Annotated in this window: 29 protein-coding genes; 13 read left to right on the top strand and 16 right to left on the bottom strand. The window is 71.6% G+C overall.

Going from position 1 to position 26,861, the window contains the following annotated elements; all coding sequences use genetic code 11:
* Window positions 1-603: 603 nt before the first annotated feature.
* From BLA60_RS37560 to BLA60_RS37575, 4 genes are all read right to left on the bottom strand, one after another.
* Window positions 604-1,296 carry a GntR family transcriptional regulator gene (locus tag BLA60_RS37560; RefSeq protein ID WP_075137908.1) on the bottom strand — a complete coding sequence of 231 codons (693 nt, stop codon included), beginning with the start codon at window positions 1,294-1,296 and terminating at the stop codon, window positions 604-606.
* A 73-nt stretch (window positions 1,297-1,369) separates the two neighbouring features.
* Window positions 1,370-1,669, bottom strand: a complete 300-nt coding sequence (locus tag BLA60_RS37565) for a carboxymuconolactone decarboxylase family protein (RefSeq protein ID WP_075137847.1) — start codon at window positions 1,667-1,669, stop codon at window positions 1,370-1,372.
* 31 nt (window positions 1,670-1,700) lie between these two features.
* Complete coding sequence (locus tag BLA60_RS37570; RefSeq protein ID WP_075137848.1) at window positions 1,701-3,419, bottom strand: CoA-transferase; 1,719 nt, start codon at window positions 3,417-3,419, stop codon at window positions 1,701-1,703.
* The gene (locus tag BLA60_RS37575) at window positions 3,419-4,237 is read right to left on the bottom strand and encodes an enoyl-CoA hydratase-related protein (protein WP_211288988.1); all 819 of its coding nucleotides are present in this window, start codon (window positions 4,235-4,237) and stop codon (window positions 3,419-3,421) included. The genes BLA60_RS37570 and BLA60_RS37575 overlap by 1 nt, the downstream gene beginning before the upstream one ends.
* A 57-nt stretch (window positions 4,238-4,294) precedes the next feature.
* Between BLA60_RS37575 and BLA60_RS37580 the strand changes: the two genes are divergently transcribed.
* On the top strand, window positions 4,295-5,146 hold the full coding sequence (locus BLA60_RS37580; RefSeq protein WP_075137849.1) for a hypothetical protein: 852 nt from the start codon (window positions 4,295-4,297) through the stop codon (window positions 5,144-5,146).
* A gap of 460 nt (window positions 5,147-5,606) precedes the next feature.
* Here the strand turns inward: BLA60_RS37580 and BLA60_RS37585 are convergent, their stop codons facing one another.
* The 6 genes from BLA60_RS37585 to BLA60_RS37610 all read right to left on the bottom strand — a co-directional run bounded on the left by BLA60_RS37585 (window position 5,607) and on the right by BLA60_RS37610 (window position 11,467).
* Window positions 5,607-6,041 (bottom strand): GreA/GreB family elongation factor, encoded by a 435-nt coding sequence (locus BLA60_RS37585; RefSeq protein ID WP_075137850.1) that lies wholly within the window; start codon window positions 6,039-6,041, stop codon window positions 5,607-5,609.
* A gap of 31 nt (window positions 6,042-6,072) precedes the next feature.
* Window positions 6,073-7,332, bottom strand: a complete 1,260-nt coding sequence (locus BLA60_RS37590; protein WP_075137851.1) for an NAD(P)/FAD-dependent oxidoreductase — start codon at window positions 7,330-7,332, stop codon at window positions 6,073-6,075.
* A gap of 262 nt (window positions 7,333-7,594) precedes the next feature.
* On the bottom strand, window positions 7,595-9,136 hold the full coding sequence (locus tag BLA60_RS37595) for a PucR family transcriptional regulator (protein ID WP_075137852.1): 1,542 nt from the start codon (window positions 9,134-9,136) through the stop codon (window positions 7,595-7,597).
* Between the two features lie 259 nt (window positions 9,137-9,395).
* The gene (locus BLA60_RS37600) at window positions 9,396-9,689 is read right to left on the bottom strand and encodes a hypothetical protein (RefSeq protein WP_075137853.1); all 294 of its coding nucleotides are present in this window, start codon (window positions 9,687-9,689) and stop codon (window positions 9,396-9,398) included.
* Window positions 9,690-9,699: 10 nt separating this feature from the next.
* Window positions 9,700-11,178 carry a putative T7SS-secreted protein gene (locus BLA60_RS37605; RefSeq protein ID WP_154814868.1) on the bottom strand — a complete coding sequence of 493 codons (1,479 nt, stop codon included), beginning with the start codon at window positions 11,176-11,178 and terminating at the stop codon, window positions 9,700-9,702.
* Window positions 11,171-11,467 (bottom strand): hypothetical protein, encoded by a 297-nt coding sequence (locus BLA60_RS37610; RefSeq protein WP_075137855.1) that lies wholly within the window; start codon window positions 11,465-11,467, stop codon window positions 11,171-11,173. The genes BLA60_RS37605 and BLA60_RS37610 overlap by 8 nt, the downstream gene beginning before the upstream one ends.
* A 133-nt stretch (window positions 11,468-11,600) precedes the next feature.
* Here BLA60_RS37610 and BLA60_RS37615 point away from each other — a divergent pair, with 133 nt between their 5' ends.
* The 5 genes from BLA60_RS37615 to BLA60_RS37635 all read left to right on the top strand — a co-directional run bounded on the left by BLA60_RS37615 (window position 11,601) and on the right by BLA60_RS37635 (window position 15,655).
* Window positions 11,601-11,993, top strand: a complete 393-nt coding sequence (locus tag BLA60_RS37615) for a GntR family transcriptional regulator (protein ID WP_084735961.1) — start codon at window positions 11,601-11,603, stop codon at window positions 11,991-11,993.
* Complete coding sequence (locus tag BLA60_RS37620) at window positions 11,990-12,874, top strand: ABC transporter ATP-binding protein (RefSeq protein WP_075137857.1); 885 nt, start codon at window positions 11,990-11,992, stop codon at window positions 12,872-12,874. The genes BLA60_RS37615 and BLA60_RS37620 overlap by 4 nt, the downstream gene beginning before the upstream one ends.
* Window positions 12,871-13,842 (top strand): ABC-2 transporter permease, encoded by a 972-nt coding sequence (locus BLA60_RS37625; RefSeq protein WP_075137858.1) that lies wholly within the window; start codon window positions 12,871-12,873, stop codon window positions 13,840-13,842. The genes BLA60_RS37620 and BLA60_RS37625 overlap by 4 nt, the downstream gene beginning before the upstream one ends.
* A 20-nt stretch (window positions 13,843-13,862) precedes the next feature.
* A complete protein-coding gene (locus BLA60_RS37630; RefSeq protein WP_075137859.1) occupies window positions 13,863-14,984 on the top strand; it encodes an alpha/beta hydrolase family protein in 1,122 nt (373 codons plus the stop codon).
* 95 nt (window positions 14,985-15,079) lie between these two features.
* Window positions 15,080-15,655 carry a hypothetical protein gene (locus BLA60_RS37635; RefSeq protein WP_154814869.1) on the top strand — a complete coding sequence of 192 codons (576 nt, stop codon included), beginning with the start codon at window positions 15,080-15,082 and terminating at the stop codon, window positions 15,653-15,655.
* Window positions 15,656-15,658: 3 nt separating this feature from the next.
* Here the strand turns inward: BLA60_RS37635 and BLA60_RS37640 are convergent, their stop codons facing one another.
* The 3 genes from BLA60_RS37640 to BLA60_RS37650 all read right to left on the bottom strand — a co-directional run bounded on the left by BLA60_RS37640 (window position 15,659) and on the right by BLA60_RS37650 (window position 18,039).
* Window positions 15,659-16,546 (bottom strand): hypothetical protein, encoded by an 888-nt coding sequence (locus BLA60_RS37640; RefSeq protein ID WP_075137861.1) that lies wholly within the window; start codon window positions 16,544-16,546, stop codon window positions 15,659-15,661.
* Between the two features lie 10 nt (window positions 16,547-16,556).
* Window positions 16,557-17,048 (bottom strand): SigE family RNA polymerase sigma factor, encoded by a 492-nt coding sequence (locus BLA60_RS37645; protein WP_075137862.1) that lies wholly within the window; start codon window positions 17,046-17,048, stop codon window positions 16,557-16,559.
* 73 nt (window positions 17,049-17,121) lie between these two features.
* Complete coding sequence (locus BLA60_RS37650) at window positions 17,122-18,039, bottom strand: substrate-binding domain-containing protein (protein WP_075137863.1); 918 nt, start codon at window positions 18,037-18,039, stop codon at window positions 17,122-17,124.
* 56 nt (window positions 18,040-18,095) lie between these two features.
* On the opposite strand from BLA60_RS37650, the gene BLA60_RS37655 reads away from it, so the two are divergent.
* The 4 genes from BLA60_RS37655 (at window position 18,096) to BLA60_RS45960 (ending at window position 22,109) form a co-directional block, all read left to right on the top strand.
* A complete protein-coding gene (locus BLA60_RS37655; RefSeq protein WP_075137864.1) occupies window positions 18,096-18,968 on the top strand; it encodes an ABC transporter substrate-binding protein in 873 nt (290 codons plus the stop codon).
* Between the two features lie 6 nt (window positions 18,969-18,974).
* Entirely contained in the window at window positions 18,975-19,676 is a 702-nt protein-coding gene (locus tag BLA60_RS37660; protein WP_075137865.1) for an ABC transporter permease, read from the top strand.
* Entirely contained in the window at window positions 19,673-20,668 is a 996-nt protein-coding gene (locus BLA60_RS37665; protein ID WP_075137866.1) for a sulfate/molybdate ABC transporter ATP-binding protein, read from the top strand. The genes BLA60_RS37660 and BLA60_RS37665 overlap by 4 nt, the downstream gene beginning before the upstream one ends.
* 175 nt (window positions 20,669-20,843) lie before the next feature.
* The gene (locus tag BLA60_RS45960; protein ID WP_245812435.1) at window positions 20,844-22,109 is read left to right on the top strand and encodes a peptidoglycan DD-metalloendopeptidase family protein; all 1,266 of its coding nucleotides are present in this window, start codon (window positions 20,844-20,846) and stop codon (window positions 22,107-22,109) included.
* A 52-nt stretch (window positions 22,110-22,161) separates the two neighbouring features.
* Here the strand turns inward: BLA60_RS45960 and BLA60_RS37675 are convergent, their stop codons facing one another.
* On the bottom strand, window positions 22,162-22,620 hold the full coding sequence (locus BLA60_RS37675; RefSeq protein WP_075137867.1) for a hypothetical protein: 459 nt from the start codon (window positions 22,618-22,620) through the stop codon (window positions 22,162-22,164).
* A 110-nt stretch (window positions 22,621-22,730) separates the two neighbouring features.
* On the opposite strand from BLA60_RS37675, the gene BLA60_RS37680 reads away from it, so the two are divergent.
* From BLA60_RS37680 to BLA60_RS37690, 3 genes are read left to right on the top strand one after another with little or no spacing between them, the layout of a single operon-like run.
* A complete protein-coding gene (locus tag BLA60_RS37680) occupies window positions 22,731-23,627 on the top strand; it encodes a helix-turn-helix domain-containing protein (protein WP_154814870.1) in 897 nt (298 codons plus the stop codon).
* Window positions 23,628-23,639: 12 nt separating this feature from the next.
* Window positions 23,640-23,834 (top strand): DUF397 domain-containing protein, encoded by a 195-nt coding sequence (locus BLA60_RS37685; RefSeq protein ID WP_075137869.1) that lies wholly within the window; start codon window positions 23,640-23,642, stop codon window positions 23,832-23,834.
* A gap of 24 nt (window positions 23,835-23,858) precedes the next feature.
* Complete coding sequence (locus BLA60_RS37690; protein WP_075137870.1) at window positions 23,859-24,044, top strand: DUF397 domain-containing protein; 186 nt, start codon at window positions 23,859-23,861, stop codon at window positions 24,042-24,044.
* Between the two features lie 46 nt (window positions 24,045-24,090).
* Here BLA60_RS37690 and BLA60_RS37695 read toward each other — a convergent pair whose 3' ends face one another.
* Both BLA60_RS37695 and BLA60_RS37700 read right to left on the bottom strand, forming a co-directional pair.
* The gene (locus BLA60_RS37695; RefSeq protein WP_075137871.1) at window positions 24,091-25,443 is read right to left on the bottom strand and encodes an FG-GAP-like repeat-containing protein; all 1,353 of its coding nucleotides are present in this window, start codon (window positions 25,441-25,443) and stop codon (window positions 24,091-24,093) included.
* A gap of 168 nt (window positions 25,444-25,611) precedes the next feature.
* Window positions 25,612-26,805: an MFS transporter gene (locus BLA60_RS37700; RefSeq protein WP_075137872.1), complete on the bottom strand. Its 1,194-nt coding sequence runs from the start codon at window positions 26,803-26,805 to the stop codon at window positions 25,612-25,614.
* Window positions 26,806-26,861: the final 56 nt, after the last annotated feature.

Here is a 26,861-nt window from a genome sequence, read left to right on the forward strand (position 1 = left end):
CTGGCCGCTGGGCCTTCTGTCGGGCTGGTTCTTCGGTCCGGCCGAGCCTTCGGTCTGCTGGGTCTTCGGTCTGGCCGTTCGGTCTGGCCGTCGAGTCTTTGGTCTGGTGGGCGAGCCTCGGTCTGGCTGGGTCTTTGGTCTGGCTGAGCCGTCGGTTCGGCGAGCGAGCCTCGGTCTGGCTGGGTCTTTGGTCTGGCTGAGCCGTCGGTTCGGCGAGCGAGCCTCGGTCTGGCTGGGTCTTTGGGCCGGCTGAGCCGTCGGTTCGGCGGGCGAGCCTCGGTCTGGCTGGGTCTTTGGTCTGGCTGAGCCGTCGGTTCGGCGAGCGAGCCTCGGTCTGGCTGGGTCTTTGGTCTGGCTGAGCCGTCGGTTCGGCGAGCGAGCCTCGGTCTGGCTGGGTCTTTGGGCCGGCCGAGCCGTCGATCCGGCGAGCGAGCCCAGTCTGGCTTGAGCCCTCGTCCTGGCTGATGAGCCAACGCGCGGTAACAAACCCCACCCGCTCCGGGGGCACCCCCTCAGGCCATTCTATTCGATGTTGGGGGGTGGTTGGGGGTTTGGTGGTGGGGCTGTGGACAAGTCGTGGTGTGGTTGGAGCTGGGGGACGGTTCAGTCCAGGTCGACGCCGGAGGATTCCAGGAAGCGGATCAGGTCCTCGCCGGCGGCCAGCACGTGGTCCCGCATCAACGACTCCGCCTTGGGGCCCCGGCGACGCCGGACGGCGTCCAGGATCTCGGCGTGTTCGGTGTTCGCGCGGGTTGCCCATTCGGGGAACTCGACGAGGTAGTCGCGGGGGATCTGGAGGGCGAGGGCGCGTAGGGCGGCGATCAGTTTCTGGGAGTCGGCCAGTTGGTTGATTCGGCGGTGGAACCGCCAGTTGAGGTCGGCCATGACGGCCAGTTGGTCGGGGGCGACCAGCATCCGTTCGTGGAAGTCGCGCAGTTCTGCCTGTTGGGCGGGGGTGGCGTTCGTGGCGACGCGGCGGGTGGCCAGGCCGTGCAGCATGCCTTCGATCTCGTAGGTGTCGCGGATGTCCTCGCGGCGCATCCGCAGGACCACCAGGTGTCTTCCGCCGTCGGAGGCGACGAAGCCTTCGTACATGAGTTGGCGCAGGGCGTCGCGGACGGGCATGCGGCTGGTGCCGAAGCGTTCGCACAGGTCCCGCTGGCCGAGGCGTTCGCCTGGTTTGAGCCGGCCGAAGATGATCTCTCGGCGGATCACGTCGGCGATCTGGGAGCCCAGTGTCGCCCGTTCCAGCCGGACCGAGCCGGCGCCGTCGTCGATCGAGGTGGTCGCGTCCATCATCCCCACGTTCCGCGCCTGGTGTACGGATCCACGGTATACCGGCGACCGTTCGGGCGGCAACGGACGGCGATCATGCCTGGTCCAGCTCGGCGAGGACCGCCATCCCCTCGATGAGGCAGGTGAACCCGCCGGACAGGCCGGCCAGCTGCAACGCCTGGACCAGCTCCTCCCGGGTCGCGCCGGATTCGAGGGCCTTGGCGCCGTGGGAGCGCATGCTCGGGGCGAACCGCAGGCCGGCAGACACCGCGAACAGGATCAGCTCCCGGTACCGCTGCGGGATCTCGTCGCGGCCGGTCACGTGCCCGATGTAGGCGACCATCGCGTCGTGGCCGGCCGGGTCGCGCCGCGCCACCTCGTCACGCCAGTTCATCACAACCTCCACTCCGTCATTTCGGGAAACGTCATTTCAGGAAACGTCGGGCCGGGTCGAAGGCCCGCAGCGTCCCCAGCTCCTCACCGGTCGGCGCCGGTTCCCTGACCAACCCGCGCGCCACGTCGAACTCCCAGTCGCACTCCGCGCGCGCCGCCCTGACCAGGTCCGACTCGGCGCCCTCGCCCAGCACGGAGGTCAGCACGTACCGGTCGCGGTCGCGTTCGAACACCGCCGCCGACGTCACCACGGTGCGCACCGCCCGCCCGGGACACGTCACGAACGGGACCTGCCGCACCAGACGTGACCGCTTGTGGTCGACGGTCACCAGCACCTCGTCGGCGGTGGCGACGTCGTTGGCGCCGCCGGAGCCGACCAGGAACCGGCCGTCGTCGCCCCAGGTGGAGTTGGTGTTGCCGTCCTGGTCGATCTGCGCGGCGCCGATCGCCCCGAACGAGCGGGTCCTCGGGCCGGCGACCAGCGCGCCGAGCACCGTCATCACGTCGGTCAGCAGCTTGCAGGTCGGCAGGTTGCGTTTGGCGAAGATGAACGGTTCCCCGGCGCGCGGGCGGTAGCCGAACATGCCGATCTCGGCCATCAGCTCCACCTCGACGCCGGCGGCCTTCAGGTCGGTGACGGCCAGCCACGACGCCAGGTTCGCCTGCCCGACCCCGGCCAGCACGGCGTGGTGCCCGCCCTCACGCACCCGCCCGGCGATCCGGCGCGCGGCCGTGACGACCATGGCCTCGGTCGCGGTGTGCCCGTCGGGGGCGGGCACCGGGCTGTCCAGCCAGGACGACGGGTCGGCCGCCTCCCGTAACGCCGCGAGCCGCCGGTCGCCGAGTTTGGCCAGGTAGGCGTCGTGGTCGGCGGTGCCAAGCAGCCACTCGTCGATCCACGTCCGGAACCCCTCTGGGGTGCGCGACGCGGTGAACACGTCCCGCACGAACTCCTCGTCCTCCACGTAGTCCTCGACGCCGGGGAACCCCGGGTTGTACGAGCCGTAGGGGTGCGAGCCGAACGGCACCTCGCAGACGGCGAGCACCGCGTGCGCCGGGATGCGGGTGAGCGAGGCGTGTTCGCGGATCATCGCGGTCGGCACCACCCGTTCCGCGCACACGATCACGCCGCGTTTCGCCGCGAGCGCGCCCCACAGGCCCTCGCCGTAGGGCGCGGAGAGCACGACGTTGCCGGCCGCGTCGGCCGCCAGTGCCTGGAGCACCACGACGTCCGGGCGCAGCGCGGTGACCGTGCCGGTGCCGTCGGGCAGTTCGGTGTAGGGGCCGCCGCGCAGTTCGTCGGCCATGCCGCTGCCGGCCAGCGAGCGGATCGGGAAGTGCGGCACGCCCAGCGCCCCGGCGACCAGCCGCGCGGTGAGGCTCCACAGTGACCAGTTCTCCAGCTCGACCCGGCCCTCGGCGACCGCTCGCTGGAAGGCGCGGTTGGGGCGCGGGGTCGGCAGGTTCTCCCCGGCGAACGAGGCGATCACCTTGCGCACGACACCGGTTTCCAGCAGCGCGTGCTGGCTGCTGACCAGCCCGGCGGTGACGATCGTCAGGCCGGGGTCGGTGCCGGCGAAGCGCCGCACGATCTGGTGCAGCGCGGCGTTGGGCCGGGCGTCGGCGTAGGCGACGTGCACGGTGTCGTGCGGGCGGACGTGCGTGGCGACCGCGTCGGCCAGGGTCGTGCGCCGGTCGTGGCCCTCGTTGGCGGGGATGGCCAGCCGTGCCGTGAGTTCCTCGGGGGTCATCAGCGGAAGCGGGAGAAGTCGGCCGGGCGCTTCTCCAGGAACGCGGAGGTGCCCTCGTGGAACTCCTCGGTGCCGTGGATGAAGGAGATCATCTGGTAGCCGTGCAGGACCGAGGGCCACAGCTGGTCGGACTCGAAGTTGAGCGAGAGTTTCGCGACGCGCAGGGCCTGCGGGCTCATCCCGAGCAGCGTGTCGCACCACTCGGCGACGGCGTCGTCGAGCTGGTCGGCGGGCACGACCCGGTTGATCCAGTCCATGTCCAGGGCTTCCTGGGCGGTGTACTGCTTGCAGAGCATGACGACCTCGCGGGCGCGTTTCTCGCCGACGAGCCGGGGGAGCAGCTGGGTGCCCCACCAGATCGGGACGCTGCCCATCTTCGGCCCGGACTGGCCGAACTTCGAGTCCTCGGTGGCGACGGTGAGGTCGCACAGCAGCTGGAGTTCGTTGCCGCCGCCGACGGCGAACCCGTGCACGCGGGCGATCACCGGTTTGCCGCAACCCCGGATGATCATCGCGAGCATGGTGGTGCGTCGGGCGAGCTGGTGGGCGCCGGCGGGGGTGGAGGCGTGCTCCCAGGCGATGTCGCCGCCGGAGCAGAAGGCCTTGTCCCCGGCGCCGGTGAGCACGATGACGCCGATGGCGGAGTCGGCCTCGGCCTCGCGGAACGCCTCGATCAGCTCGTCGAGCGTCTCCTCGCGGAAGGCGTTGCGCTTCTCCGGTCGGTTGATGGTGATCGTCGCGACGTGGTTCGCGGTCACGTAGGTGATGTCCTGGTAGCTCACCGCACCGTCCTTTCCGTACTCGGTCGAGCGTAACATTCGCGGTATCCCGTATACCATCGTTGGGGATACCGAAGCCCGAAGGAGTGGCGTGGCATGGCGTTGAGTGACGGCAGTGCGCCCCACACGGTCGTGTGGGAGCGGGACGGTTCGCGGATCGTGTGCATGGACTCGATGGGGCACGTCGACCATCGGCTGACGCCGCTGGACGTGGTGGTGGCCGGCTCCCACAGCGCGGCGTGTGCCGTGGAGTTGGTGCTGCACCTGCGGTTGCGTGGCGTGATCGGTCACGCCGCCGGGCCAGGGCTGGACGACGGCGGGATCTCGGGGCTGCCGGTGCTGGACCGGGCCGGGGTGCCCGCCGCCGCCGTCGACGGCCGCACGGCGCCCATCGCGGACGGGATGGCGATGTACTCGCAGGGGTTGATCCTGGCCACGAACGAGGCCGCGTCGTCACTGGGAGTCGTCGCGGGCATGCCCGCCCGGCAGGCGGCCGAACTGCTGGCCACCGGGGTGCTGGGACCGTTCCAGGTCAAGCGGGTGCAGCACGTGATGCACGAGGGTTCCGGCGGGCGGGTCATCGCGTTGGACACGATCGCCCACGGCGACGAGCGGATCAACGGCGCGGTGATCTGTATGGGGTCGCATTCCGGCGTGGCCATGGCGGACTATCTGGAGGGATACGCGGTACGCGGGACCATCACCAACGACGCCGGTCAGCCACTGGAGCGGTCAGCCGTCCGGGGGATGGACCGCCTGGCCGAACGAGGAATCCCCTCGGCCGTCGTGGACGGATCCACCGCCGCCGTCGGGGACGGCCGGAGCACCTACCGAACCGGCGTGATCGGCGAGGTGAACCCCGTCGCCGAGAAGCTGGGCATCATCGCCGGAATGACCGCGGCGGAGGCCGCCACCCGCATGCTTTCCGCAGCCCCGGACACGCACTGAACGCGACGCCGTCACCGCCGGGGCCGGGGGCGGGCGGCAGCCCCTCCGCCGGTCAGAGCCGCAAAGCCACCGCAAAATCCGACACCCCACATCCCCCACCCGCTCCGGGGGCACCCCTCAGCGCCATTCTATCCGGCTGGCAGGTGGGGGAGGGCCTGCGCAGGCTGGCCTGTGGACAACTCGGGGTGCGGTTGGAGGCGAGGGGGTGCGGTCGTCGTGGGGCCGCTGGAGCGGTCGGCCGGTCGGCGGCGGGACCGGCTGGCCCGGTGGTGCACGGTTCGGCCGCGCCGCGACCGAGGCGCGGTGCCACCGAGGCGAACGGTTACTCAGCCTCCACCAAGGCCCCGCACCGTTCGCACGTGGCCGGCAGAGGTCCCTCGATCAGCAGCCCGCACTCCGGGCACACCCGGGACAGCCAGCACGCGGGGTCGCCGCCGGCTTCGTCGTCCATGGCCCGATTCTAGGCTCCCCGGTGGTGGCTGAACGGCACCGCGTCGACCAGTGTGACCTCGACGGTCGCACCGCTCGGGATCTGGTAGGAACGCCGTTCGCCCCGGCGGGCGCCGGTCAGTGCGGTGCCGAGCGGGGAGCTGGGGGAGTAGACCTCGATGTCCAGATGTCCGAGGTCGGCGTCCTCCGCGCCGCGCACCCCCAACAGGAACGTCTCGGTGTCCGAGTCGTCGTCGTAACGCACGGTCAGCACCATGCCGGGTTCGGCGACGCCGTCGTCGGGCGGGTCCTGGCCGACGACGGCGTTCGCCACCAGCTCCTGGATCTCGCGGATGCGTGCGTCCCGCTCCAGGTCGCCGGGGGTGCGGGTGGAGCGCAGCGCGGCCAGTTCGGCCCGCAGCCGCTGGTGGGCCTGGGGTGTCAACCAGACACGGGTACGGGTCATCGTCGGTCCTCCGTCACGGGTAACTAGCGCGTCAGCGCAGGGGGTCGAGGTCGCGCAGGGCGTCCGGCTGCTTGCCGGTGGTGATCCGCTCGGCCAGCAGCCGGCCGGTGACCGGGCCCTGCGCCAGGCCCCACATGCCGTGCCCGCCGGCGACGAACACCCCGGGCGCACCGGCCGCGCCGACCAGTGGACGCCCGTCCGGCGTCACCGGCCGCGGGCCGACCCACACGTCACGCCGCTCCGACCAGCGCACGCCGTCCAACAGCGGCCGCACCGATTCGATGACCGCCGCCAGCCGCGCCGGAACCGCCGGGCTGTCCGGGTCACGGAACTCCATCGTCCCGGCGACCCGCAGGCCGCCGTGATAGGGCGTGCACGCCACCCGCACGTCCGGCAGGTAGATCGGACCGGGCACCGGGCGGTCGACCGGCACCGTGAACGAGTAGCCCCGCCCGGCGCGCACCGGTGTCCGCACACCGAACCGCCGCGCCAGCCCAGTCAGCCACGCCCCCGTCGCCAACACCGCGACATCGGCGGAAAGAACCTGGTCACGCGGGCCGTGCACGGTCACCCCGCGCTGGCCGGCGCGAACGTCATCGACCTCGAAGGTGTGCACCGTGGCGCCCCGCTCGACGACCGCCTGACCCAACGCGCGCACGAACGAGCCGGGGTCGACGTAACGCTGCCCGTCGACCCGGACACCGGCGGTCAACGTCGAGGACGCCAACGGCACCAGCGCACGCAACTCGTCGCCGGTGACCGTCTGGTGGACGACCGGCTGGCCCTGTTCGGCCATCCGCTGCAACTCGCGCAGCAGACCCTGGGCGCGGTGTGTGTTCTCGAACGCCGCCGTGATCGGGGCGTCGACGGTGACGGCCTGCACGCCGTTGCCGGTCAGGACGTCGTAGGCCTCGACACTCTCGTCGTTGAGCGGAAGGTTCGCGCGCACCGCCCGCGCCCACGCCGGCCACCGGCAGTGCGCGGCGAACCGGGTCAGGAACGCGATCAGCTTCGGATCTGGCCGCAGCGGAATGTGCAGCGGCGCCGACGGGCTGAACATCGACTTCAACCCGTAGCGCAGCACGGACGGCTCGTTGAGCGGAATGGCCAGTCCCGGGGCGATCCAGCCGGCGTTGCCCCAGGAGGCACCCGCCGCCACGCCCGAACGGTCCACCACGGACACCTCGACGCCGCGTTCCTGCAGGAACCAGGCTGTCGACAGCCCCACGATGCCCGCACCGACCACGACCGCCGACTGAGGCACGTCTCCACCGCGCCCGATGCCGACCATCTCTCCGCCACCTCCAGGAAGCCGCACCTTGAAGGCCAGGATGGCGTGGGAACCGAGGCGGAGGGTTGTTCGGAAGCCACAATTGGGGGTGGGTGAGGTGTGGGCTTCCTACAGTGGGCGATCTCGGACCGTGACCATGGGTGTGGGGCTGGTGGTCGTTGCTCCTGTGCCTCGCCCCGGCCCGGGGTCGTGGCTGGTGGGGTGGAGGCGTGGGGCGTGGGAGGGCCTGCGCTCGGCCCCGTGGCCGGACACAGGGGTGTGGTCACCGGGGGTTCAGGCCTTCGGTGGCGGCCAGGTCGATGGCGGTGGCGAAACGCTTGTCGGGGTCGGACAGGTCGATGGCGGTGAGTTCGGACATGCGGCGCAGGCGGTTGCGGATCGTGTTCTGGTGAACGCCCAGGCGTTCGCCGGCGGCGGTGAGGTCGCCCTGGGCCGCGAGCCAGGCGCTCAGGGTGTCGATGTAGACGGTGCCGTGTTCGCGGTCGTGGCGGCGGAGTTCGGCGACCGGGCCTCGGGCGGGGACGCGGCCGGCCCTGGCGGCGGCGCGGAGGCGTTGCAGGAGGATGTCGTGCCAGGACTCGTCGTAGGTGGGGGGCGGGCCGGGGCGGGTTTCGTGGAGGGCGAGGCACTCGTCGGACTCCTGGCGGGCCGCGGGGAGTTCGCCGGGGGTCGCGGCGGCGGCGATGCCGGCGTGGACGGTCGCCGTGGGGGGCAGCGCCGCCTGGAGTGCGTACACCCAGCGGCGGGCGGTGTCGGCGTTCTCGCCGGGGAGCAGGGTGTAGAGGGTGACGCCGAGCAGGGCGCTGCGGCCCGGCCGTGACCAGCCGAAACCGGTGGTGGCCAGTTCGAACGCCAGCAGCAGTGCGGCGTGCGGCTCGTCGCCGAGGTGTGGTCGCACGGCGATGAGGCGCATCGGCCCGGGCGGCATGCCCAGGCGGCTGACGACCGTGGTGGCGTCGGGGGTGCCCTCCAGCAGGCGGATCACCAGATCCGACTCGACCTGGCGTTCGAGGTCGGCGCTCGCCCGGGACCGCAGCAGGTGCAGCGCCACCGTCCGGGCGCCGTCGACCAGCGCGGCGCGTGGCGCCCCGGTCAGCGGCTCGGCGCAACTCACCCACACCGACCCCAACGGCTCCCGCCCCGCCCGCACGGCGACGACCATCCGCGCGCTCAGCCCGTGCTCGGGCACCGCCGGCACGAACAACGGCTCGTCGGAGGTCATCAGGTGCGCGGCGACCCCCCGCGCGGCCAGCAGTTCCCGCAGGTCCTGGGGGATGCGCCGGCCCAGGATCGTCGCCACCCTCGCGGGGTCGGCCTCGTGGTCGCGCAGGCTGGAGTAGGCCATCAGCCGGGCCGACCGGTCCTCGATCACCACCGCCCCGCCGATGGCCGACGCGAGACTGTCGGCCAGGGCGAACAGGTCGGTCGGTCCCCGCCCGGAGTCGGTTTCGCGGCCCTCCAGCACCAGGCCGTAGACCACGCCGCCCAACTCGCTCCACGCCACCCTCGGGTCCACCACCAACACGGCGATCCCCTCGGCGTCCCCGAGTTCGTCGGCCTCGGCCGCGAGGCGGTCGTCGCCCCGAACCAGGACGACGCTGGCGCGGGCGGCGACCGCCCAGCCCACCGCCTCGGCGGCCGTGCCGGCACCCACCGCCAGGTAGACCTCGCCCGACACCTCCCGGTCGTCGGCGGCGTCGTGCACCACCACGCCCCGCAACTCGGTCGAGCGCGGCACCCGGCACCCGCACAGCCGAACGCCATAGCCGCCGAGCACGTTCACCAACCGGTCCAACGTCACCATCAGCGCATGATCCCCGCTGCGCCCCCACCCCGCCCCCGCAGACCCCACCCCGCCCGCGTGTGCGACTGCGAACGCCGAACCTCGCACACTCCCGCCGCCGCGAAGGGGGACCCCTTGCTTCAAGGATAGGGCTCGACACCGACAGTGTCGGGTGGCTGCGGCCGGCCAGGGCCGACCTGTGGACAACTCGGTCGTGAGTGGTGGGTCCTGGTCCGCCGGCCGGTGTCGGGATCGGCGGTGAGTACGGCCCCCACCGCCCTCACTCCACCACGTTGAGCGCCTCCAGTGAACCCTGTGCGTCCACAAGGAACGGATAGCGGGTGTTCGTCGACGCCACTCCGGTCACCAGTTCCGCCAGTGCGTCACGTTCCGCCGCCGTCACCTCCGTGCGCCATTTGATCAGTCCCGCGCACAGCAGGTTCAGCAGGTACAGCGGCTCCCCGACATCGTGCAGGGACAGGAAAGTCTCCACGTCCGCCTCGGGCAGGCGGTCGGCCAGACGCTCGACCAGCTCCTTCGACCCGTCGTAGAGACGCTGTCGGTCGATGTTCATCGGGTGCTCCTCAGCGGGGCTTGGGGTGGGGGTTTCCCTGGCTGTCATTCTTGACCACACCATCGCCGCCGGTGGGGTGCGCGGTCTCGATCGAGCCGTTCTGGTCGACGATCACGCGGATGTCGACACCATCCCGCTCCCCGCGGACCTCCCATTTGCCGTCGGGCAGCTGGCGCGGTGGCGAGTCGGGGTTGCGGGTGACGTCCTCCACGTTCTCGATGATGTCGTCGTCGTCCCAGTGCTCGGGGAACTCGGTCTTGTTGGGGCGGCCGGTCCCGTAGCGGTGCCCGCCGCTTTCCTCGTCGTTCGGGTCGCCGTCGAGGATGTGGTCCTGGCGTTCGGGGGTCGTGTAGACGTGTTCCGGGTTGGGGGGCAGGTCGTCGCTGTCGCCCTCGGCGTTGTCCCACTCGGTGCCGGTCTGGCGTTTGGGGTGGTCCTCGTCTCCGCCGTCGTGCTGGTCGGGATCGTCGTCGTCGGGGTCCTCGCCCTCGTAGACCTCGCCGTCCTCGTCGTTGGACGGGTCCTCGGGGACGCCGTCGTCGTCCTCGTCGGGGTCGACGGCGTCCCCGGCGTTGTCCAGGCCGTCCTCGACGGCGTCGCCCGCGTCGTCGGTCGCGCCGGCCACCGCGTCGCCCGCGTCGTCGAGGGCGTCGTCGACGGCGTCGCCCGCGTCGTCGAGGGCCTCGTCGACGACCCGACCGGCATCGGAGATCTCCTCGATGCCGGTTCGGTCGCCGATGTCCTCCAGCACGTCGCCGACGGCGTCGCCCACGCCGTCGAGCACGCTGTCGACCGCCCCGCCGATGTCTTCGAGGACCTCGTCGACGGCCTCGCCGACGTCGCGGACGGCCGCGCCGATGCCCTCGCCGAGGGCGCGTAGGCCGTCGCCGATGGCGTCGGTGACGCCGCCGAACGCGCTCTCCAGCCAGCCGGGTTCCTCGGGGGCGGCCTGCTGGGCGCGTTCCACGGTGTCGGCGGCCTCGTCGCCGGCCGTGCGGACCTGCTCGCGGGCCCGGTCGAGCTTGTCCCGCGCCTGCTGGCGCAACTCCTCGCCGGGGTCGGTGAACGGCTTGTCCGGCGGCGGGGGTTCACCGGCGGCTGACGCCTCGCGTTGCGCCTTGTCCCGCGCCTGGTCGTGGGCGGCGCGGGCGTTCGCGGTCGCCTGCTCGCCCTGCTCCCACAGGTCGATCGCGACGGCCGCCTCGCCCTGCGCCCACTCCAGGGTCTCGGCGTGGGCCTCGACGGCGTTGCGCGCGTCCCGAAAGCACTCACCGCAGGTGATCCAGCGGCTGGGTTCGCCGCCGAACGCGGCGCGGAACGCGTCGCCGGCCGGACCCTGCCAGCCGCCGTCGTCGATCGTGCGCAGGCCCTCGCCGACCTGGATGAGCAGGTCGCCGTACTCGCCGAGGGAACGCGCGGTGTCGCGCAGCGCCGACGGGGTGCCGGGGACCAGCGCCTTCGGGTCGGTGGTCTCGCCGAGCTCAGCCACCGCCGCCACCGCCCATCGCGGCGGCGGCCTCGTCGTCGCGGCGGCTGTACTCGGAGGCCGAGTCGAGCAGCCGCTGGGCGATCTGCGCGCCGTCGGACAGCAGGTTCTCCACGCCGATCTGCCAGCGGTCGCAGAAGTTCTCCAGCGAACCGGCCAGCCGGTCGTGGCCGACGGCGCCCGAGTCGCAGTCGATGTCCTGGACCTTCTTCTGGTCCAGTTTCCCCATCAGGTCGGTGATTCCCTGGCCGGCGGCGGTCAGTGCCTCGACGTCGACGGTGAACCCGTCCATGGCAACCTCCCCAAGTTGCGCGACATCCTGGACTCAGACGTCACACCGGGTTCGCCGGTTCCACACCCCCTCCGTTGGTCATAATCGAGCTATGAAGCTATAGTGCTAGTTAGCTAGATAAATGGAGGTAGTCGTGATCGAGTTCCATCTGGACGGCGGGTCCGGGCTCTCGCCGTACCAGCAGCTGGTCCGCCAGGTCCGGCACGCGCTGCGGCTGGGCATGCTGCGCGAGGGCGACCAACTGCCCAAGGTGAAGGACGTGGTCGCCGAGCTGGCGATCAACCCGAACACCGTGCTCAAGGCCTACCGCGAACTGGAGCACGACGGGCTGGTCGCCGCCCGCCCCGGCGTCGGCACCTTCGTCACCGGCACGCTCGACGGCGGCTCACTCGCCGCCCTCGGGCCACTGCGCCAGGACCTGCGCCGCTGGCTGTCCAAGGCCCGCCGCGCCGGCCTCGACGAGGAGAGCATCGAGGCGTTGTTCCTCACCACGTTTCGCGCCGCCGCCCGGGAGGACATAGCGTGACCGTCTTACGTGCCACCAATCTCGGCCTGCGGTACACCAAGCGGCGGTGGGCGCTGGCGGGCTGTGAACTGGACGTCCCCGCCGGCCACGTCGCCGGCCTGGTCGGGCCCAACGGCGCCGGCAAGTCCACCCTGCTCAACCTGGCCGCCGGCATGCTCAGGCCCACCGAGGGCACGATCGAGGTCTGCGGCGGCATCCCCGGCAGCGGCACCGACCAACTCGCCAAGGTCGGCTACGTCGCCCAGAACACCCCGCTCTACGCCGGCCTGACCGTCGCCGAGCACCTGCGTCTTGGCGCCAGCCTCAACCCCCGCTGGGACGCCGACCTCGCGCGGCGGCGCATCGAACGGATCGGCCTGGACCCCAACCAGGCCGCCGGGCGGCTCTCCGGCGGCCAGCGGGCCCAGCTCGCGCTCACCATCGGCATCGCCAAACGGCCGGAGCTGCTGCTGCTCGACGAACCGGTCGCCGCGCTGGACCCGTTGGCGCGCAGGGACTTCCTGCGTGACCTGATGGAGGCCGTCGCCGAGCAGGGGCTGTCGGTGCTGATGTCCTCGCACCTGATCGCCGACCTGGAACGGGTCTGCGACTACCTGGTCGTGCTGGTCGACTCGCGGGTGCGGCTCACCGGCGAGGTCGAGAACCTGCTCGCCGTGCACCACCGGCTCTCCGGCCCGCGCCGCGACGTCGACGACCTGCCCGATGGCCAGCGGATCGTCTCCGCCCGGCACACCGACCGGCAGACGACCCTGTGCGTGCGCAGCGAGAACGCCCTGTTCGATCCGCTGTGGACGGTCGGCGAGCTGACCCTGGAGGACCTGGTCCTGGAGTACCTGAGCACGCCCGAGGCCACCCGCCCCGCACTGGAGGTCCTGCGATGACCTGGTTGGCCCTGCGCCAGTTCCGCGCCGCCGGTGCCGCGATGGCCGCCGTCGTGCTGGTCCTGGTCGCCGTCCTGCTGGCCACCGGCCTCGGCACCACCGACTACACCCAACTCGACGTCGTGTACACGGTGACGCTCATCGGGGTGACCGCCCTGCCGGTGCTGATCGCGATCTTCGTCGCCGTGCCGATGGTGACCCGCGAACTGGAGACCGGCACCCACAGTCTGGTGTGGAACCAGACGGTGACCCGCAAGCGGTGGTTGGCGACCAAGTTCGCGGTCGGCCTGCCGGCGGCCGTGGTCGCGGCCGGCGCGTTGAGCCTGGCGGCGACCTGGTGGGCCGGGCCGCTGGACGCCCAGGACGCCTGGAACGCCGACGCCGTGCCGCCGAGGATCTCGCCGGCGGTGTTCATGGCGCGCGGGCTCGCCCCGTTCGGCTACGCCGCGTTCGCGTACGCCCTGGGGATCGCGGTGGCGGTGCTGGTGCGCCGCACCGTGGCGGCGATGGCGCTGACGCTGGTGCTGTTCGTCGCCGTGCAACTCGCCGTGCCGTTCCTGGTTCGGCCCTACCTGCTGGCGCCGGTCGAGGAGACGGTCGCGATCACCGAGGCGAACGTCGGCGAGATCCGCGGCACCCCCGACGGGCTCGAGTCGGTGGGGGTGATCGAACCCGACCGTGCCTGGACGCTGACCAACGAGACCGTCGACGCCCAGGGCGCGGCCGTGGGCTCGCTGCGGGAGGTGGCCGGCCTGGGGTGTCTGACCGGACCGCAGCCCGTCCCGCCGGCGCACGAGTCGCTCGTGGGGTGCCTGGTGAGACTGGACGAACTCGGCTACCAGCAACGCCTCGTGTACCACCCGGACAGCCACTTCTGGGCGCTGCACGGGATCGAGGCCGGGTTCTTCCTCGCGCTGTCGGCCCTGCTGGCCTGGTTCTCCTTCCGTCGTATCAACCACCTGTCCTGACAACGAAACGGAGTTCGCCCATGCGTGTTCTCGCGGTCGCCACCGCGGTCGCCGCCGCCCTGACCGTCGCCCCCGCGACGTCCTCGGCGCAGGCGCCGACGCCCTACTTACCCGACCCGACGGGCACCCACCCCGTCGGCGTGACCTCCCTGTACCTCAAGGACACCGCGCGCGCCGACACGTGGGTGCCGACGGTGCCCTACCGGGAGCTGATGGTGTCGCTGTTCTACCCGTCGACCGGCACCGACGGGCCGACCAGGCAGTACATGACGCCCACCGAGTCGGCGGCCTACCTGGCCGAGCAGGACATCTCCGACCTGCCCCTGGAGGTACTGAGCACCGTCGAGACCAACGCCGTGGTCGACGCGCGTCCCGCCGGCCGCGCGCGCAGCCGGCCGCTGGTGCTGCTCTCGCCCGGCTACACCAACTCCCGCGCCACGCTCAGCACCCTGGCCGAGGACCTGGCCAGCCACGGCTACGTCGTCGCGGTCATCGACCACACCTACGAGAACCGGGCGATGACCTTCCCCGACGGCCGGGTCGCCGGCTGCGTGTCCTGCGAGATCGACCACCTGCCGGGGTTCTGGGCGACCCTGGCCGCCGGCCGCGCGGCCGACTCCTCGTTCGTGCTCGACGCGCTGACCGCGCGGCGGACCGGCCCCGCCGCGCTGATCGACCCCCGGCGGGTCGGGATGGCCGGCCACTCGGCCGGCGGCGCGGCCACCATCCAGGCGATGCTCGGAGACCGGCGGATCCGCGCCGGTATCGACATCGACGGCTCCACCCACGTGCCGATCCCCGACACCGGTCTGTCCCGGCCGTTCATGTTCGTCGGCAGCCTGGACGAGTACACGCCCGGCCAGCCCAACCCCTACGACGACTGGGAGCAGGACTGGACGCGGCTGACCGGCTGGAAGCGCTGGCTGATGGTCAGCGGGACCGTGCACGCGTCGTTCACCGACCTCGGGGTGCTCGCCGGCCAGTGGGGCATCGACCTCGGCGAGTCGATCGACCCCGAGCGGGCGCTGGAGATCACCAGGACCTATGTGCTGGCGTTCTTCGACCGGCACCTGCGCTGCCAGCACCCGCCGCTGATCGACCGCCCGTCGCCGGCCTATCCGGAGGTCAGCTTCCTGGGGTGAGCGGGGGTGGGCCGGGCTGTCGGGCGTTCGCCGGACAGCCCGGCCCGGCGCCGGTTCCTACGATCGCGGAGATCCCCGAACTCGTGAGGTACCGCGTGTCCTACCCTTCCGCCGGCCCGGCCGCGCGACGCCCATCGACCGCGATGCTCACGACGACCAGCGTGATCTGTGCGATCGCCGGCCTGGCCTACGTCGGGCTGTTCGTGATGATGGCGCTGGGCGCGGCGAGCGAGATCACCACGATCGAGCGCCTGCTGTCCATGAAGGACGGTGGCGCGCAGGTCACCAACACCGTCGAGGATCTCCAGGACTCCATCTCGGAGAACGAGATGGCGATCGTCGTGTTCTGGATCGGCGCGGCGCTGACCGTGCCGCTGGTGGTGGCGAGCTTGCTGGCGATCGGTGGCCGTGGCTGGGCGAGGGGGCTGGCCACGGCGTTCCTGCTGCCGCCGACCGTGGTGATCGCGTTCGGCGTCATCCACGACATCAACGACGGCCACGAGGAGAACGTCTTCGCGCTGGTGTTCACCGTGCCGGCGATCGTGCTGGCCGTGCTGTGGTGGCTGCCGGCGACCACCCGGGCGCTGCGCACCAGGCGCCCGGTGGCTCCGCCGCCGCAGCAGCAGGGCTGGTACGGCCAGCCGCCCTACCAGCACCAGCCCCACCGCTAGGCACTACGGGAACAGCGTCATCCCCGGCGCGGTGCCGATGGCGGTCAGCTGGTCCAGGGTCAGCGGCAGCGCGGAGGCCGTCGGTGACCCACCGGGCTTGATGCCGCCGGTGCTGTCCTCGACGGTGACCATCACCGCCGTGCCGTCCGCCCGGTCGATGTCGACCCGGTTCTGCCGGACACCGCCCGGCATCCGCGCCGTCGTGCGCAGCACGGTGTCGCCGTCGGGGGTGGTGACCAGTTCGCAGGAGGTCTGCTCGGGGGTCACCGTCGTCGACTCGCAGTCCCCGGGGGGCAGGTCGGCGTAGAAGTCCGGCTGCACGATGACAGTCAGCGTGCCCTCACCCTCGACCGGCACCGACGTCGTCGACATGGTCATGAAGTAGCCGTCACCGGAGCAGATCGGCTCTGCGACCTGGACGTCCCCGGTGACCTGGTAGAACTCCAGCGCCTCGTGCCGCACCCCGGTCGGGTACTCGGCCTTGGGGTGCGGGGAGACGCCCAGGCTCGGCCGCTGCGCGATCAGTGCCTGCTGGACCGCGCCGCGCAGCCGGGGCATCAGCTGCGCCGGCGTCTCCAGGTTCGGTCGCGAGCACAGCGCCGGGGGAGCGGGGGTCGGGTTGCTCGGCTGGCTCGGCCGGCTGGACTGGCTCGGACCGGTGGTGATCTTCGGCGGCGCGGAGCCGACGCCGGTGGCCGGGCCCCCGTCGTTGCCGGTCAGGGTGAGCGCGACGACGCCGGTCACCACCACCACGGCCGCGCCGGTCGCGGTCGCCGGGCTGGTCAGCCGGCGCAACCGCACCGCGCGGCGACCCCGGGTGACCAACCCGTCCACGTCGAACGTGGCCGGGGGCACGTCCCCCATCGCCTCGTCGAACAGTCGCTTGTCCATGTTCCTCTCCTCAGTCGGTACCGGCCGCCATGGCGCGCAACGTGTCGAGCCCCCGCGCGGTCTGGCTCTTCACGGTGCCCACCGAGCAGCCGAGGATCTCCGCGGTCTCCTCCAGTGAGAGACCGAGGTAGCCGCGCAACACCACCGCCGCGCGGCGCCGTGGCGGCAGCGAGGAGAGCAGGTCGAGCAGCTGCGCACGGCTGACCACGGCGAACTCCACCGGGTCGGGCGTGTCGGGCAGCGTCTCGGCGAGTTCCTCGTGCCGGCGCCAGGGGCGGCGTTTCTCGTCCAGCCAGGTCCGCAGCAGCGTCCTGCGGGTGTAGGCGTCCAGGCTGGACTCCGTGCCGATCCGCGACCAGTGCCGGTAGAGCTTGACCATGGTGATCGCCACCAGGTCGTCGGCGGTGTGCCAGTCACGGCACAGGAGGTAGGCGGTGCGCCGCATGACGTCCGTTCGGGCGACCACGTAGTCGCGGTACGACTCTTCCTCGGACCTCTTCACACCCGTTCCTCCCGCGCCGGTTCGCTGACACGGCTGGAACGCGCGGCGGGCCCGCCCGGGTTGCCCTGGCGCCTCAGATGGTCAGGTTCTCGACCGAGCCGGCGCGGCCGAGGTCGTAGCCACCGAGGGCGGTGATGGCGGCGTGCACCCCGGGGTCGTGCACCGCCTCGACGAGTGGGGCGGCGGCGTCGAGGGCGTCGGCGGCCAGGACGAGGTCGTAGTCCTCCCAGGCCAGCGGGAGGAAACCCAGGTCGAGGTCGGCGGCGGCGGAGCGCACTGCCAGGCCGGTGTCCACGGCGCCGGCCGCCACGGCCAGCGCCACCTCCAGGTGGGTGCCGAACTCGGGGCCGGTGACGCCGTCGGGTTCCAGGCCGGCGGCGCTCAGGGCGTGGTCGAGCAGGACCCGGGTTCCGGTGCCGGGACTGCGTTTCGCGACCCGCAGGCCGCGCAGGTCGGCCGGTCCGCTGATGCCGCGCGGGTTGCCGGCCGGCAGCAGCAGGCCCTGCTCGCGGCGCCACAGGTGCAGCAGGATCGGGTGCCGCCCGCGCAGCACGGCCCGCGCGAACGGCGCGTTGTAGACGCCGCTGTGGTGGCGCAGGTGCGCGGTCGCGCCGTCGGCGACGTTGGACGCGACGGCGGCCAGGCCGTGCAGGCTGCCGTGCGCCGGCACCACCGACACCCGGTCGCCGAGGTGGCGCAGCAGCAGGCTCATCGCCGGGTCGTCGCTGCCGGCCAGGCGGAACACCGACGCGCCGGCCAGCAGCCGCCTGGCCGAGGTGGCGCCGTCCTGGCTGACCCGCGCGCGGCGGCGCGGCTCCAGCCGGATCACGCCGTGCTCGGCGAGGTGGCGGTAGGCGCGGCTGGCGGTGGCGGCGGTGGTGGACCGCGCGGCGGCCAGGTCACGCACGCTGGGCAGCTCAGCCCCGGCCGCGAGTTCGCCCGCGACGACGGCCCTGGCCAGTTCGGCACCGAGATCCAGATAACGAGTCACGTGTTCCTCGACGTTCCTGGGCCGGGTTAGTGTGTTGGCGCCCTGTGATACTACAGATGCGATCAGGAAAGGTCGGTGACACCGTGCTCCTCGGTCGGGTACTGGCGGCGGTGGCGGTGCTGGTCACGGCGGTGGCCTGCGGTGGGGAGGAGGCCGGGTCACCTCCGGAGGACAGGACGCTGATCCTCGCGACCACCACCAGCACCCAGGACTCCGGACTGCTGGACGAGCTGTTACCGGTGTTCACCGAACAGACCGGTTGGCACGTCAAGCCGCTGGCCGTGGGCAGCGGGCAGGCCATCGAGCTGGGCCGGCGCGGCGAGGCCGACGTGCTGCTGGTGCACTCGCCGGAGGCCGAGGAGAAGTTCGTCGCCGAGGGCACCGCCGGTGACCGCAGACTGGTCATGCACAACGACTTCGTGCTCGTCGGCCCGGAGCGGGACCCGGCCGGCATCCGGGGCGCGACCGCCGCCGACGCCATGAGCAGGATCGCCGAGAGCGGCGCGGGTTTCGTCTCCCGGGGTGACGAGTCGGGCACCCACGCCCGGGAGCAGCAGCTCTGGGAGGCCAACGGGATCACCCCGGCCGGCGACTGGTACCGCTCCACCGGGCAGGGCATGGGCGCCACGCTGCGGGTGGCCGGGGAGACCGCCGCCTACACGCTGACCGACCGCGCCACCTACCTGACCCAGCGCGACAGCCTCGCCCTCGACGTGCTCGCCGAGGGCGACCGGGCGCTGCTGAACATCTACCACGTCATCGAGATGACCACCCGCGCCGGCGACCGCGTCCAGACCGACGGCGCGGCGGCGTTCGCCGACTGGATCGTCGGCGAGCGGGCGCAGACGATCATCGGCGAGTTCGCCTCCGACGGCGAGACGCTGTTCGTGCCGGACGCGGGCAAGGACGAAGCGACCCTGGGGAACTGAGCGGTCGTGGACGTGCTCGGCGAGGGCCTGCTGGAGGCCGTGCGGCTGCTGCTGACCGGCGCCGAGGACACCTGGGCGATCACCGGGCTCACCCTGCGGGTGTCGCTGGCCGCCACGCTGATCGCGTTCCTGCTCGGGGTCCCGGCCGGCGCGGCGCTGGCGCTGGGCCGGTTCCGGGGGCGGCGGGTCCTGTTGGCGGTGGCCAACACCGGCATGGGGATGCCGCCGGTGGTGGTCGGCCTGTTCGTCACCGTGCTGCTGTGGCGCGGCGGCCCGCTCGGCGCGCTGGGCCTGCTGTACACGCCGACGGCGATGGTCGTGGCGCAGGCGGCGATCGCCACGCCGGTCGTGGTGGCGCTGACCGCGACCGCGCTCCAGCAGGTCGACCCGGACTTCCTGCCGCAGATGCGCGGGCTGGGCGCGACCAGGGCGCGGGCGTTGGGCGCGTTGCTGCGTGAGGCACGGCTGCCGTTGCTGGCCGCCGGGATGGCCGGGTTCGGCGCGGTGGTCAGCGAGGTCGGGGCGGCGCAGATGGTCGGCGGGAACCTGGCGGGGGAGACCAGGGTGCTGACCACGGCCGCCGTGCTGGCCACCAGCCGCGGGCAGTTCGCGCTGGCGATCGCGTTCGGGTTGGTGCTGCTGGCGATCGCGTTCACCGTCAACCTGGTGGTCACCCTCGCCCAGCAGCGGCACGCGGTGCGCCGGTGAACATCGGCTGCCGCGACCTGACGGTGACGGTCGGCGGACGGGTCCTGGTGCGGGTGCCGGAGCTGGACGTCGCGGCCGGCGAGACGCTGGCGGTGTTGGGGCCCAACGGTTCCGGCAAGTCGACGTTGCTGCGGGCCATCGCGCACCTCGGTTCCGCGCGGCGCACCGGCACGGTCCTGCTCGACGGCCGGCCGGCCGGCACGACCGACCTGCGCCGGGCGGTGGCGGCCGTGCTGCAACGCCCGGTGCTCCAACGCGCCAGCGTGTTCGACAACGCCGCCGCCGGTCTGCGGCTGCGGGGAGTGTCGCGCGCCGAGGCCCGCCGGCGGGCGTGGCCGTGGCTGGCGGCGCTGGGCGTGGAGCACCTGGCGGGGCGGGACGCGCGCGGCCTGTCCGGCGGCGAGGCCCAGCGGGTGGCGATCGCGCGGGCGCTGGCGGTCGCGCCGGGGGTGTTGTTGCTCGACGAGCCGTTCACCGGCCTGGACGCCACCACCCGCGCCGACCTGCTGGCCGACCTGCGGGCGGCGCTGGACGGTCAGCCGGCGGCGGTCCTGCTGGTCACCCACGACCGGGAGGAGGCCCGTGCGTTGGCGCGTCGCACGGCGCTGCTGGTCGGCGGGGAGTTGCGGCAGCTGGGCACGACCGACGAGGTGCTCGACGCCCCGGCCGACCTGGAGTGCGCGTCGCTGCTGGGATTCACCACCCAGCTGCCGCCGGCGGTCACCGGCCGGGAGGCCACGTTGATCGCCCGCCCGCAGCACTGCCGTCCGCTCGCGGCCGGGGAACCGGCGCCGGCGGAGGCGGTCGTGGTCGACGGTGTGCTGCGCCGGGTGGTGCCGCTGGGTGGGGCGATCCGGCTGGACGTGGAGGTGCCGGGGGCGTCGGTCACCTCGGTCACGACCGTCGAGGTCGACGCCGCGCCGGGCGACGTCGTCCGGATCGCGATCAACGCCGGAGACCTCCGGAGCGCAAACGGCGAGAGATTACGGTGAATTTTTAGACCTGTCAACGAACACACAGTAATGTGTCATGCACGTAATCGAAATGTTGTGATTCAGGTCAAGTCGGGTGGATTCGCGCGGAATCAGCGGCGCATAGTCGCCAAGCCCTGATCCCGGGCGTGTCGGTGTTCCCCCGCACCGGGCGCCCCAAACCTCTGGAGCCGCCATGGGTGCGCGTGGACCAACGCGAGCCACCTTCGCGATCCTGCTGTCCTCCCTCACGGCTGGTGCACTGCTGGCCAGCCCCTCGGCGACCGGGCAGCCGCCCGGCACGATCGAGGAACAGATCGCCGCCGCCGACGCCCAGTTACGCACAGCGCAGACAGCGCTGGCCGCGAAACTGGAGGCGGTCACCGCCGCCGAGCAACGGCACGCCAAGGCCGACCGCGCCGCCAAGGAGGCGTCGGCCAAGGCCGCCACCGCCCGCGCGGAGGCGGCGGCAGCGGCGAGGCAGGAGCAGAAGAACCGTCAGGAGTTCGACCGGTTCGCGTCGGTCAGCTTCGACCACAACACGAACTTCGGCGCGGTCAGCGTGTCCGCGTTCCTCGGTTCGGACAGCCCGGCCAACCTGCTGGACCGCACGGCGATGCTCGACGTGGTCGCCGGCGAGTACAACAAGGTCACCAAGGCGACCCGCAAGGCCGTGGACCACAAGAACGCCGCCGAACGCACGGCGCGCAAGGCCCGTGACGCGTCGGTCCACAACCGCGACGCCGCCGCCAAGGCCCGCGCCGACGCCCACCGGGCCTACCGCTCGGCGGCCGACGTGCAGAAGTCGGCGCAGGCCGAGACCAACACCCTCGCCAAGCGCCGTGCCGAGCTCGTCGCCCGGCGGGCGGCGGCCTCCGGTTCGGCGCGGACCGAGGCGCCGGCGGCCTCCACTCGGACCGAACGGGACGTCGCCAACCCACCCGCCACCTCCGGCGGTTCCTCCTCCGGCAGCACCTCGGGTGGCTCCTCCGGCGGAACGTCCAGCGGTAGTTCCTCCAGCGGAGGTTCGTCCGGTGGTTCCTCGGGAGGGTCCTCGGGCGGCGGCGCCGTGTCGTCCTCCGGTGTGGTCAAGCCCGCCCAGGGCACGCTGACCTCCACCTACGGCGCCCGCTGGGGCACGGTGCACTACGGCATCGACATCGCCAACAGCATCGGCACCCCCATCCTGTCGGCCATGTCCGGCACGGTGATCAGCTCGGGGCCGGCCAGCGGGTTCGGCATGTGGGTGCGGGTGCAGCACGCCAACGGTGTGATCACGGTGTACGGCCACATCAACGAGTCGCTGGTGAGCGTGGGCCAGCAGGTGAGTGCCGGTCAGCAGATCGCCACCATCGGCAACCGGGGCCAGTCCACCGGTCCGCACCTGCACTTCGAGGTGCACGAGAACGGCAGCAAGATCGACCCGCTGCCGTGGCTGCGCAGTCGAGGCGTCAGCATCTAGCGGACGGGCGTGCGGGGTCCCCCTCTCGACGGGGGGACCCCGCACACCGTTGTCAGGACTGTCCGGCCAGGACGGTGGCGTGCGCCAGGCGGTCCGCCGCGCGATCGGCGGACAACGTCGCCTCCACGAACGTCCGCACGGCCCGGTCCACGGCGTCGGCGGTCTCGGTGGTCTCGGCCGCCGCGGTGCGCAGGGACGTCGCCACCTCGTGGGCTCCCGTGTTCTCGGCCAGCCGGGCCTTCTCGAGTGCCCTGGTCACGGCGTCGGTGGCGCGCAGCACCGCGTCGTCGGCGCGTTGGCGGGCGTCGTCCTCGTCGCCGACCCGCGCCAGGTCAGCCAGTACGCCCGGAAGTTGGTCGCGCAGCGTTTCCACATGGGACTGTGCGAGTTGGATCTCGCACTGTGACCCATCGACGTCGAGCACGATCCAGGCCGTCGGCTCGGACCGGCTGGCATGGAACTCGATCGTGTCTTGACCTTCCATCTCGATGCCCAGCGAGCGGATACTCATCCGGCCGCCCCCGCCTGGCTCCTCGTGTCCATAGCAGCCCCTTCATGTTGCGTGGTGTGTCCCGAGAAATCTATAGCGGAATTTCTGGTTGACATTGGTTGGCGCGAGATTTGCATCCGATCGGGTTACTTTGGGGTCTGGCGGAGGTCGGGACGGGCAGAATGCCCCGCATGACGCACCCGAACCCCGGCCCGGTCGTCCAGCGGATCCTGCTCGGCGCACAGCTGAGCGCCGCCCGCGAGTTGCGTGGCCTGTCGACCACCGAGGCCACCAAGGCACTCGGCTGGTACGCCGGCAAACTCTCCAAGATCGAGGCGGGAGACGTCCCGACCAGCGACAAGGATCTCCTGAAGGCCATCCGCGTCTTCGAGATCCCGGCCGAGGAGGCGGAACCGCTCCAACGCCTCGCCGCCGAGGCCCGCCGCAAACTACCACCCAGCCGGGTGCCGGAGTGGGCCGCCAAGTACGTCCACCTCATTGCCGCCGCGAAGGAACTGAAGCTGTGGAACAGCGACACCTTCCCGGCCACCGTGCAGACCGCCGACTATGCCCGGGCCGCGCTAACCCAACTGGTGACCGTGTCGGCGGCGGACGTCGAACGCATGGCCGAGGAGCGCGTCAAGCGAGTCACCATCCTGAAGTCCGCCAACGCTCCCAGGCTGTGGCTGGTGGTGGGTGAAGAGGCGCTTCACCGCGAGGTCGGTGGGCCGGAGACGCTTCGCGGTCAGCTGGAACACGTGCGCGAACTGGCGAAGCTGCCGAACGTGAACGTGCAGGTCATCCCGTTCGACGGCGGGGCGCACGCGTCGCCCGGCGTGTCGTTCTCGATCGTCGAACTGATCGAGGGACGGCCGGGGATCGTGTTCGTGGAAGGTCTGACCGGGTCGGACTATCTCGGTCGCGAGCACGTCCGGGCCTACAACCTGGCGTTCGACAACCTGAGGATGGCGGGGTTGAGCCGGCAGCGGACAATAACCATGCTCAACCGTCGAATCGCGGAGCTGTGAGGAGATACGTTCATGGAGACTCGGATCCTGGGCACTGGCTGGCGGAAATCGTCGCTGAGCGGCGGCGAGAACTGTGTTGAGTTGGCCTGTGGCGCGGGGTGGGTGATGGCTCGGGACAGCAAGAACGAGGGCCGGTCGCTGTCACTGAGCCCGACAGCGTTCGCCGCGTTCCGCAGCGCGGCGAAGGTCGGCAAGCTCGACCGCTGAGCACAGAAACACGAAGGAGATGCCATGCGGAACGCCGGATGGCGGAAGTCGTCGCTGAGCGGCGGCGGGGAGAACTGTGTTGAATTGGCGCGCGCGGAGGGGTGCGCGGCGGCTCGGGACAGCAAGAACAAGGGCCGGTCGTTGCCGTTGAGTCTGGGTGCGTTCGGTGCGTTCCGCGACGCGGCGAAAGCCGGGCGGCTTGACCGCTGACACGACGGTGGCGCGTCCCGAAGTCGGGACGCGCCACCGGTCGTGATCACATCACGTGCTTGAAGCTGCCCCAGCCATGGCCGAGTTGCTTGGCGGTGGACGAGGAGATCGAGCCGCCGCTGTTCGGGTAGTACCAGAGTTCGCCCAGTGAGTTGACGCCGAGGATGTCGGCTCGGCCGTCGCCGGTGAAGTCGGAGGCGAAGACCTGGCTGTACGAGCCCCAGCCCTGGCCGATCTTCCTGGCGGTGGTCGAGGAGATCGCGTTGCCGTTGTTGGGGTAGTACCAGAGTTCGCCGGCCGCGTTGACGCCGAGGACGTCGGCGTGGCCGTCGCCGCTGAAGTCGGCTGCCATGACGTGTTTGAAGGAGCCCCAGCCCGGGCCCAGTTTCCTGGCCGTGTCCGAGGAGAGGGCGTTGCCGTTGTTCGGGTAGTACCACAGTTCGCCCAGCGAGTTGACGCCCAGGATGTCGGCGTTGCCGTCACCGCTGAAGTCCGCCGCCATCACGTCGGTGTAGCTGCCCCAGCCCTGGCCGATCTTCTTCGCCGTCGACGTGGAGATCGTGCCGCCGCTGTTCGGGTAGTACCAGAGTTCGCCGGCCGAGTTGACGCCGAAGATGTCGGCTCGGCCGTCGTCGGTGAAGTCCGCCGACACGACCTGCGAGTACGAGCCCCAGCCCTGGCCGATCTTCTTCGCGGTGTCGCTCGACAGCGTCAGGCCGTTGTTCGGGTAGTACCACAGTTCGCCGGCCGAGTTCACGCCGAGCACGTCGCTGTGGCCGTCGCCGCTGAAGTCCGAGACGCGCTCGCCGTCAGGTCCCTCGCCGCAGTTGCCGCTGGCGACGTTGCGCCACGTCTTGCCGGCGCCGGTGTAGCTCGTCGAGCCGAACTTCGCGGCCACCCGCTCCGCGCCGGCGAAACCCCACGTCACGCTGCCGTCGCCGTTGGCGTCGTAGCCCTGCTCGTAGTGCAGGTGCGGGTGCCCGTTGGACGTCTCGCCGTCCTTGCCGACCTTGCCGATCAGCTGGCCCTGCGTGACCCGCGCCCCCACGCTGACCGACCGCGACTGCAGGTGGATGTAGGTGGTGAAGTGCCCGCCGCCGTGGTCGATCTGGATCATGTTGCCGGCGTTGCCGTGCCGGTAGGACTGGTTCACCCGCCCGGCCGCCGGCGCCAGCAGACGCGCGCCCTCGGTGCCGACCTGGTCCGGCTCGCGGACCATGTCCAGCGCCGGGTTGTGCCCCCAGGTGTCCAGGCGCCACTTCTGCCCGCAGTCGAACGGCAGCTGGAACGTCGGAGCTGCCTGCGCCGACGGCGCCACCAGGAACGCCGCGACGCCGGCGGTGGCGACGAGCCCGGCGCTGGCGATCGCACGGAGTCGTGCCGATCTGCCTCGGAACATTCGGAGTCTCCTCATCTGTGTAACAGGGTTATCTCAGAAGGGACACGCCACGGTAAGAACGCGCAGACTCCGTCGCTGTCGGGTGAACACCCTACACGATGCGCAGGTGAAAAATTACCGACAGTGAAATATTTGGTGAACCGTTGACCAACCGTGCAGGTGAGCGGGTCAGAACTCCTCACCGACCGCGACGGCGGTCGCCGGCACGGTGTGCGGGTCGCGCCGGCGCAGTCCGCCCAGCGCGAGCGTTCCGGCCGCCAGCACACACAGCACCGCCCCCACCGCGAACGGCGCGTGCGGCGAGCCGAACCACTCGGCGACGTGCCCGACCAGAGCCGCCGCCAGCGCCCCGCCCATCCAGCGCAGGAAGTTGTAGCCGGCGCTGGCCGTGGGCCGGGGCGCGTCGCTCACGCTCATCGCCGTCCCGGTGAACAGCGTGTTCAGCAGGCCCGACCCGATGCCGCTGAGCATCACCGCGACCACCACCACCGGCTTGGAGTCGATCACCATCGCCGCCAGCAGCACCGCGAACCCGAGCACCGCGACGACCGTCGCCCGTCGCTCGCCCAGGCGTGCGGCCAGCCGGGGCGCGAGGAACACGCCGGAGACCGCGACCGCCAGCCCCCAGCCGAAGAACACCAGCCCGACCCCGGTCGCGCTGAACAGCAGGACGAACGGCGCCCACGCCAGCACCGTGAAGAACGCGGCGGTGTAGAGCGCCGAGCCGATCGAGGTCAGCAGCAAACCCTTGTGCCGCAAGGCGCGCAGCGGATCCAGCAGGCGCACCTTCGGCCGCTCCTGGTGGGCGTCGGCCGGCAGTTTGACCGCCGAGAGCACCAGGGCGACGCCCATCAGCACGGCCGTGCCGGCGAACGGCCCGCGCCAGGAGATCTCGCCGAGCACCGCGCCCAGCAGCGGGCCGGTGGCGATGCCGATGCCCAGCGCGGCCTCGTAGAGCAGGATCGCGCTCTGCTGCCCGCCGGTCGCCGCGCCGACGATGACCGACAGTGCGGTCGCGATAAACAGCGCGTTGCCCATGCCCCACACCGCGCGTAACGCCACCAGCTGCGTGATCGAGTCGGCCAGCGCGCAGGCCAGGGTGGCGACCACGATCAGCACCAGCCCGCCCAGCAGGGTGCGTTTGGCGCCGAAGCGCGCGGTCAGCGCGCCGGTGAGCAGCATCGCGACGACCTGGACGCCCAGGTAGGAGGTGAACAGCAGGGTCACCTCGGTCGGTGACGCGTTCAGCGACTCGGCGATGGACAGCAGGATCGGGTCGACCAACCCGATCCCCATGAACGCGATGACGGCGGCGAACGCGGTGACCCACACCGTGCGGGGCTGGTTGCTGATCGATAGCACTTAGCCATGCTAACAACTTTGCTTAGCATGGCTAAGCACTATCTCCGAACTCACAC

Origin of the sequence: Actinophytocola xinjiangensis, assembly GCF_001921215.1 — a bacterium.
In the GTDB taxonomy this organism is placed as follows: Bacteria; Actinomycetota; Actinomycetes; order Mycobacteriales; family Pseudonocardiaceae; genus Actinophytocola; species Actinophytocola xinjiangensis.

Excerpts from the sequence above, each read along its gene's own strand:
- BLA60_RS37560 (WP_075137908.1), bottom strand. The coding sequence starts at position 1,296 with ATGGACGCGACCACCTCGATCGACGACGGCGCCGGCTCGGTCCGGCTG.
- BLA60_RS37565 (WP_075137847.1), bottom strand. The coding sequence starts at position 1,669 with ATGAACTGGCGTGACGAGGTGGCGCGGCGCGACCCGGCCGGCCACGAC.
- BLA60_RS37570 (WP_075137848.1), bottom strand. The coding sequence starts at position 3,419 with ATGACCCCCGAGGAACTCACGGCACGGCTGGCCATCCCCGCCAACGAG.
- BLA60_RS37575 (WP_211288988.1), bottom strand. The coding sequence starts at position 4,237 with ATGTTACGCTCGACCGAGTACGGAAAGGACGGTGCGGTGAGCTACCAG.
- BLA60_RS37580 (WP_075137849.1), top strand. The coding sequence starts at position 4,295 with ATGGCGTTGAGTGACGGCAGTGCGCCCCACACGGTCGTGTGGGAGCGG.
- BLA60_RS37585 (WP_075137850.1), bottom strand. The coding sequence starts at position 6,041 with ATGACCCGTACCCGTGTCTGGTTGACACCCCAGGCCCACCAGCGGCTG.
- BLA60_RS37590 (WP_075137851.1), bottom strand. The coding sequence starts at position 7,332 with ATGGTCGGCATCGGGCGCGGTGGAGACGTGCCTCAGTCGGCGGTCGTG.
- BLA60_RS37595 (WP_075137852.1), bottom strand. The coding sequence starts at position 9,136 with ATGGTGACGTTGGACCGGTTGGTGAACGTGCTCGGCGGCTATGGCGTT.
- BLA60_RS37600 (WP_075137853.1), bottom strand. The coding sequence starts at position 9,689 with ATGAACATCGACCGACAGCGTCTCTACGACGGGTCGAAGGAGCTGGTC.
- BLA60_RS37610 (WP_075137855.1), bottom strand. The coding sequence starts at position 11,467 with ATGGACGGGTTCACCGTCGACGTCGAGGCACTGACCGCCGCCGGCCAG.
- BLA60_RS37625 (WP_075137858.1), top strand. The coding sequence starts at position 12,871 with ATGACCTGGTTGGCCCTGCGCCAGTTCCGCGCCGCCGGTGCCGCGATG.
- BLA60_RS37630 (WP_075137859.1), top strand. The coding sequence starts at position 13,863 with ATGCGTGTTCTCGCGGTCGCCACCGCGGTCGCCGCCGCCCTGACCGTC.
- BLA60_RS37640 (WP_075137861.1), bottom strand. The coding sequence starts at position 16,546 with ATGGACAAGCGACTGTTCGACGAGGCGATGGGGGACGTGCCCCCGGCC.
- BLA60_RS37655 (WP_075137864.1), top strand. The coding sequence starts at position 18,096 with ATGCGATCAGGAAAGGTCGGTGACACCGTGCTCCTCGGTCGGGTACTG.
- BLA60_RS45960 (WP_245812435.1), top strand. The coding sequence starts at position 20,844 with ATGGGTGCGCGTGGACCAACGCGAGCCACCTTCGCGATCCTGCTGTCC.
- BLA60_RS37675 (WP_075137867.1), bottom strand. The coding sequence starts at position 22,620 with ATGAGTATCCGCTCGCTGGGCATCGAGATGGAAGGTCAAGACACGATC.
- BLA60_RS37685 (WP_075137869.1), top strand. The coding sequence starts at position 23,640 with ATGGAGACTCGGATCCTGGGCACTGGCTGGCGGAAATCGTCGCTGAGC.
- BLA60_RS37690 (WP_075137870.1), top strand. The coding sequence starts at position 23,859 with ATGCGGAACGCCGGATGGCGGAAGTCGTCGCTGAGCGGCGGCGGGGAG.
- BLA60_RS37695 (WP_075137871.1), bottom strand. The coding sequence starts at position 25,443 with ATGTTCCGAGGCAGATCGGCACGACTCCGTGCGATCGCCAGCGCCGGG.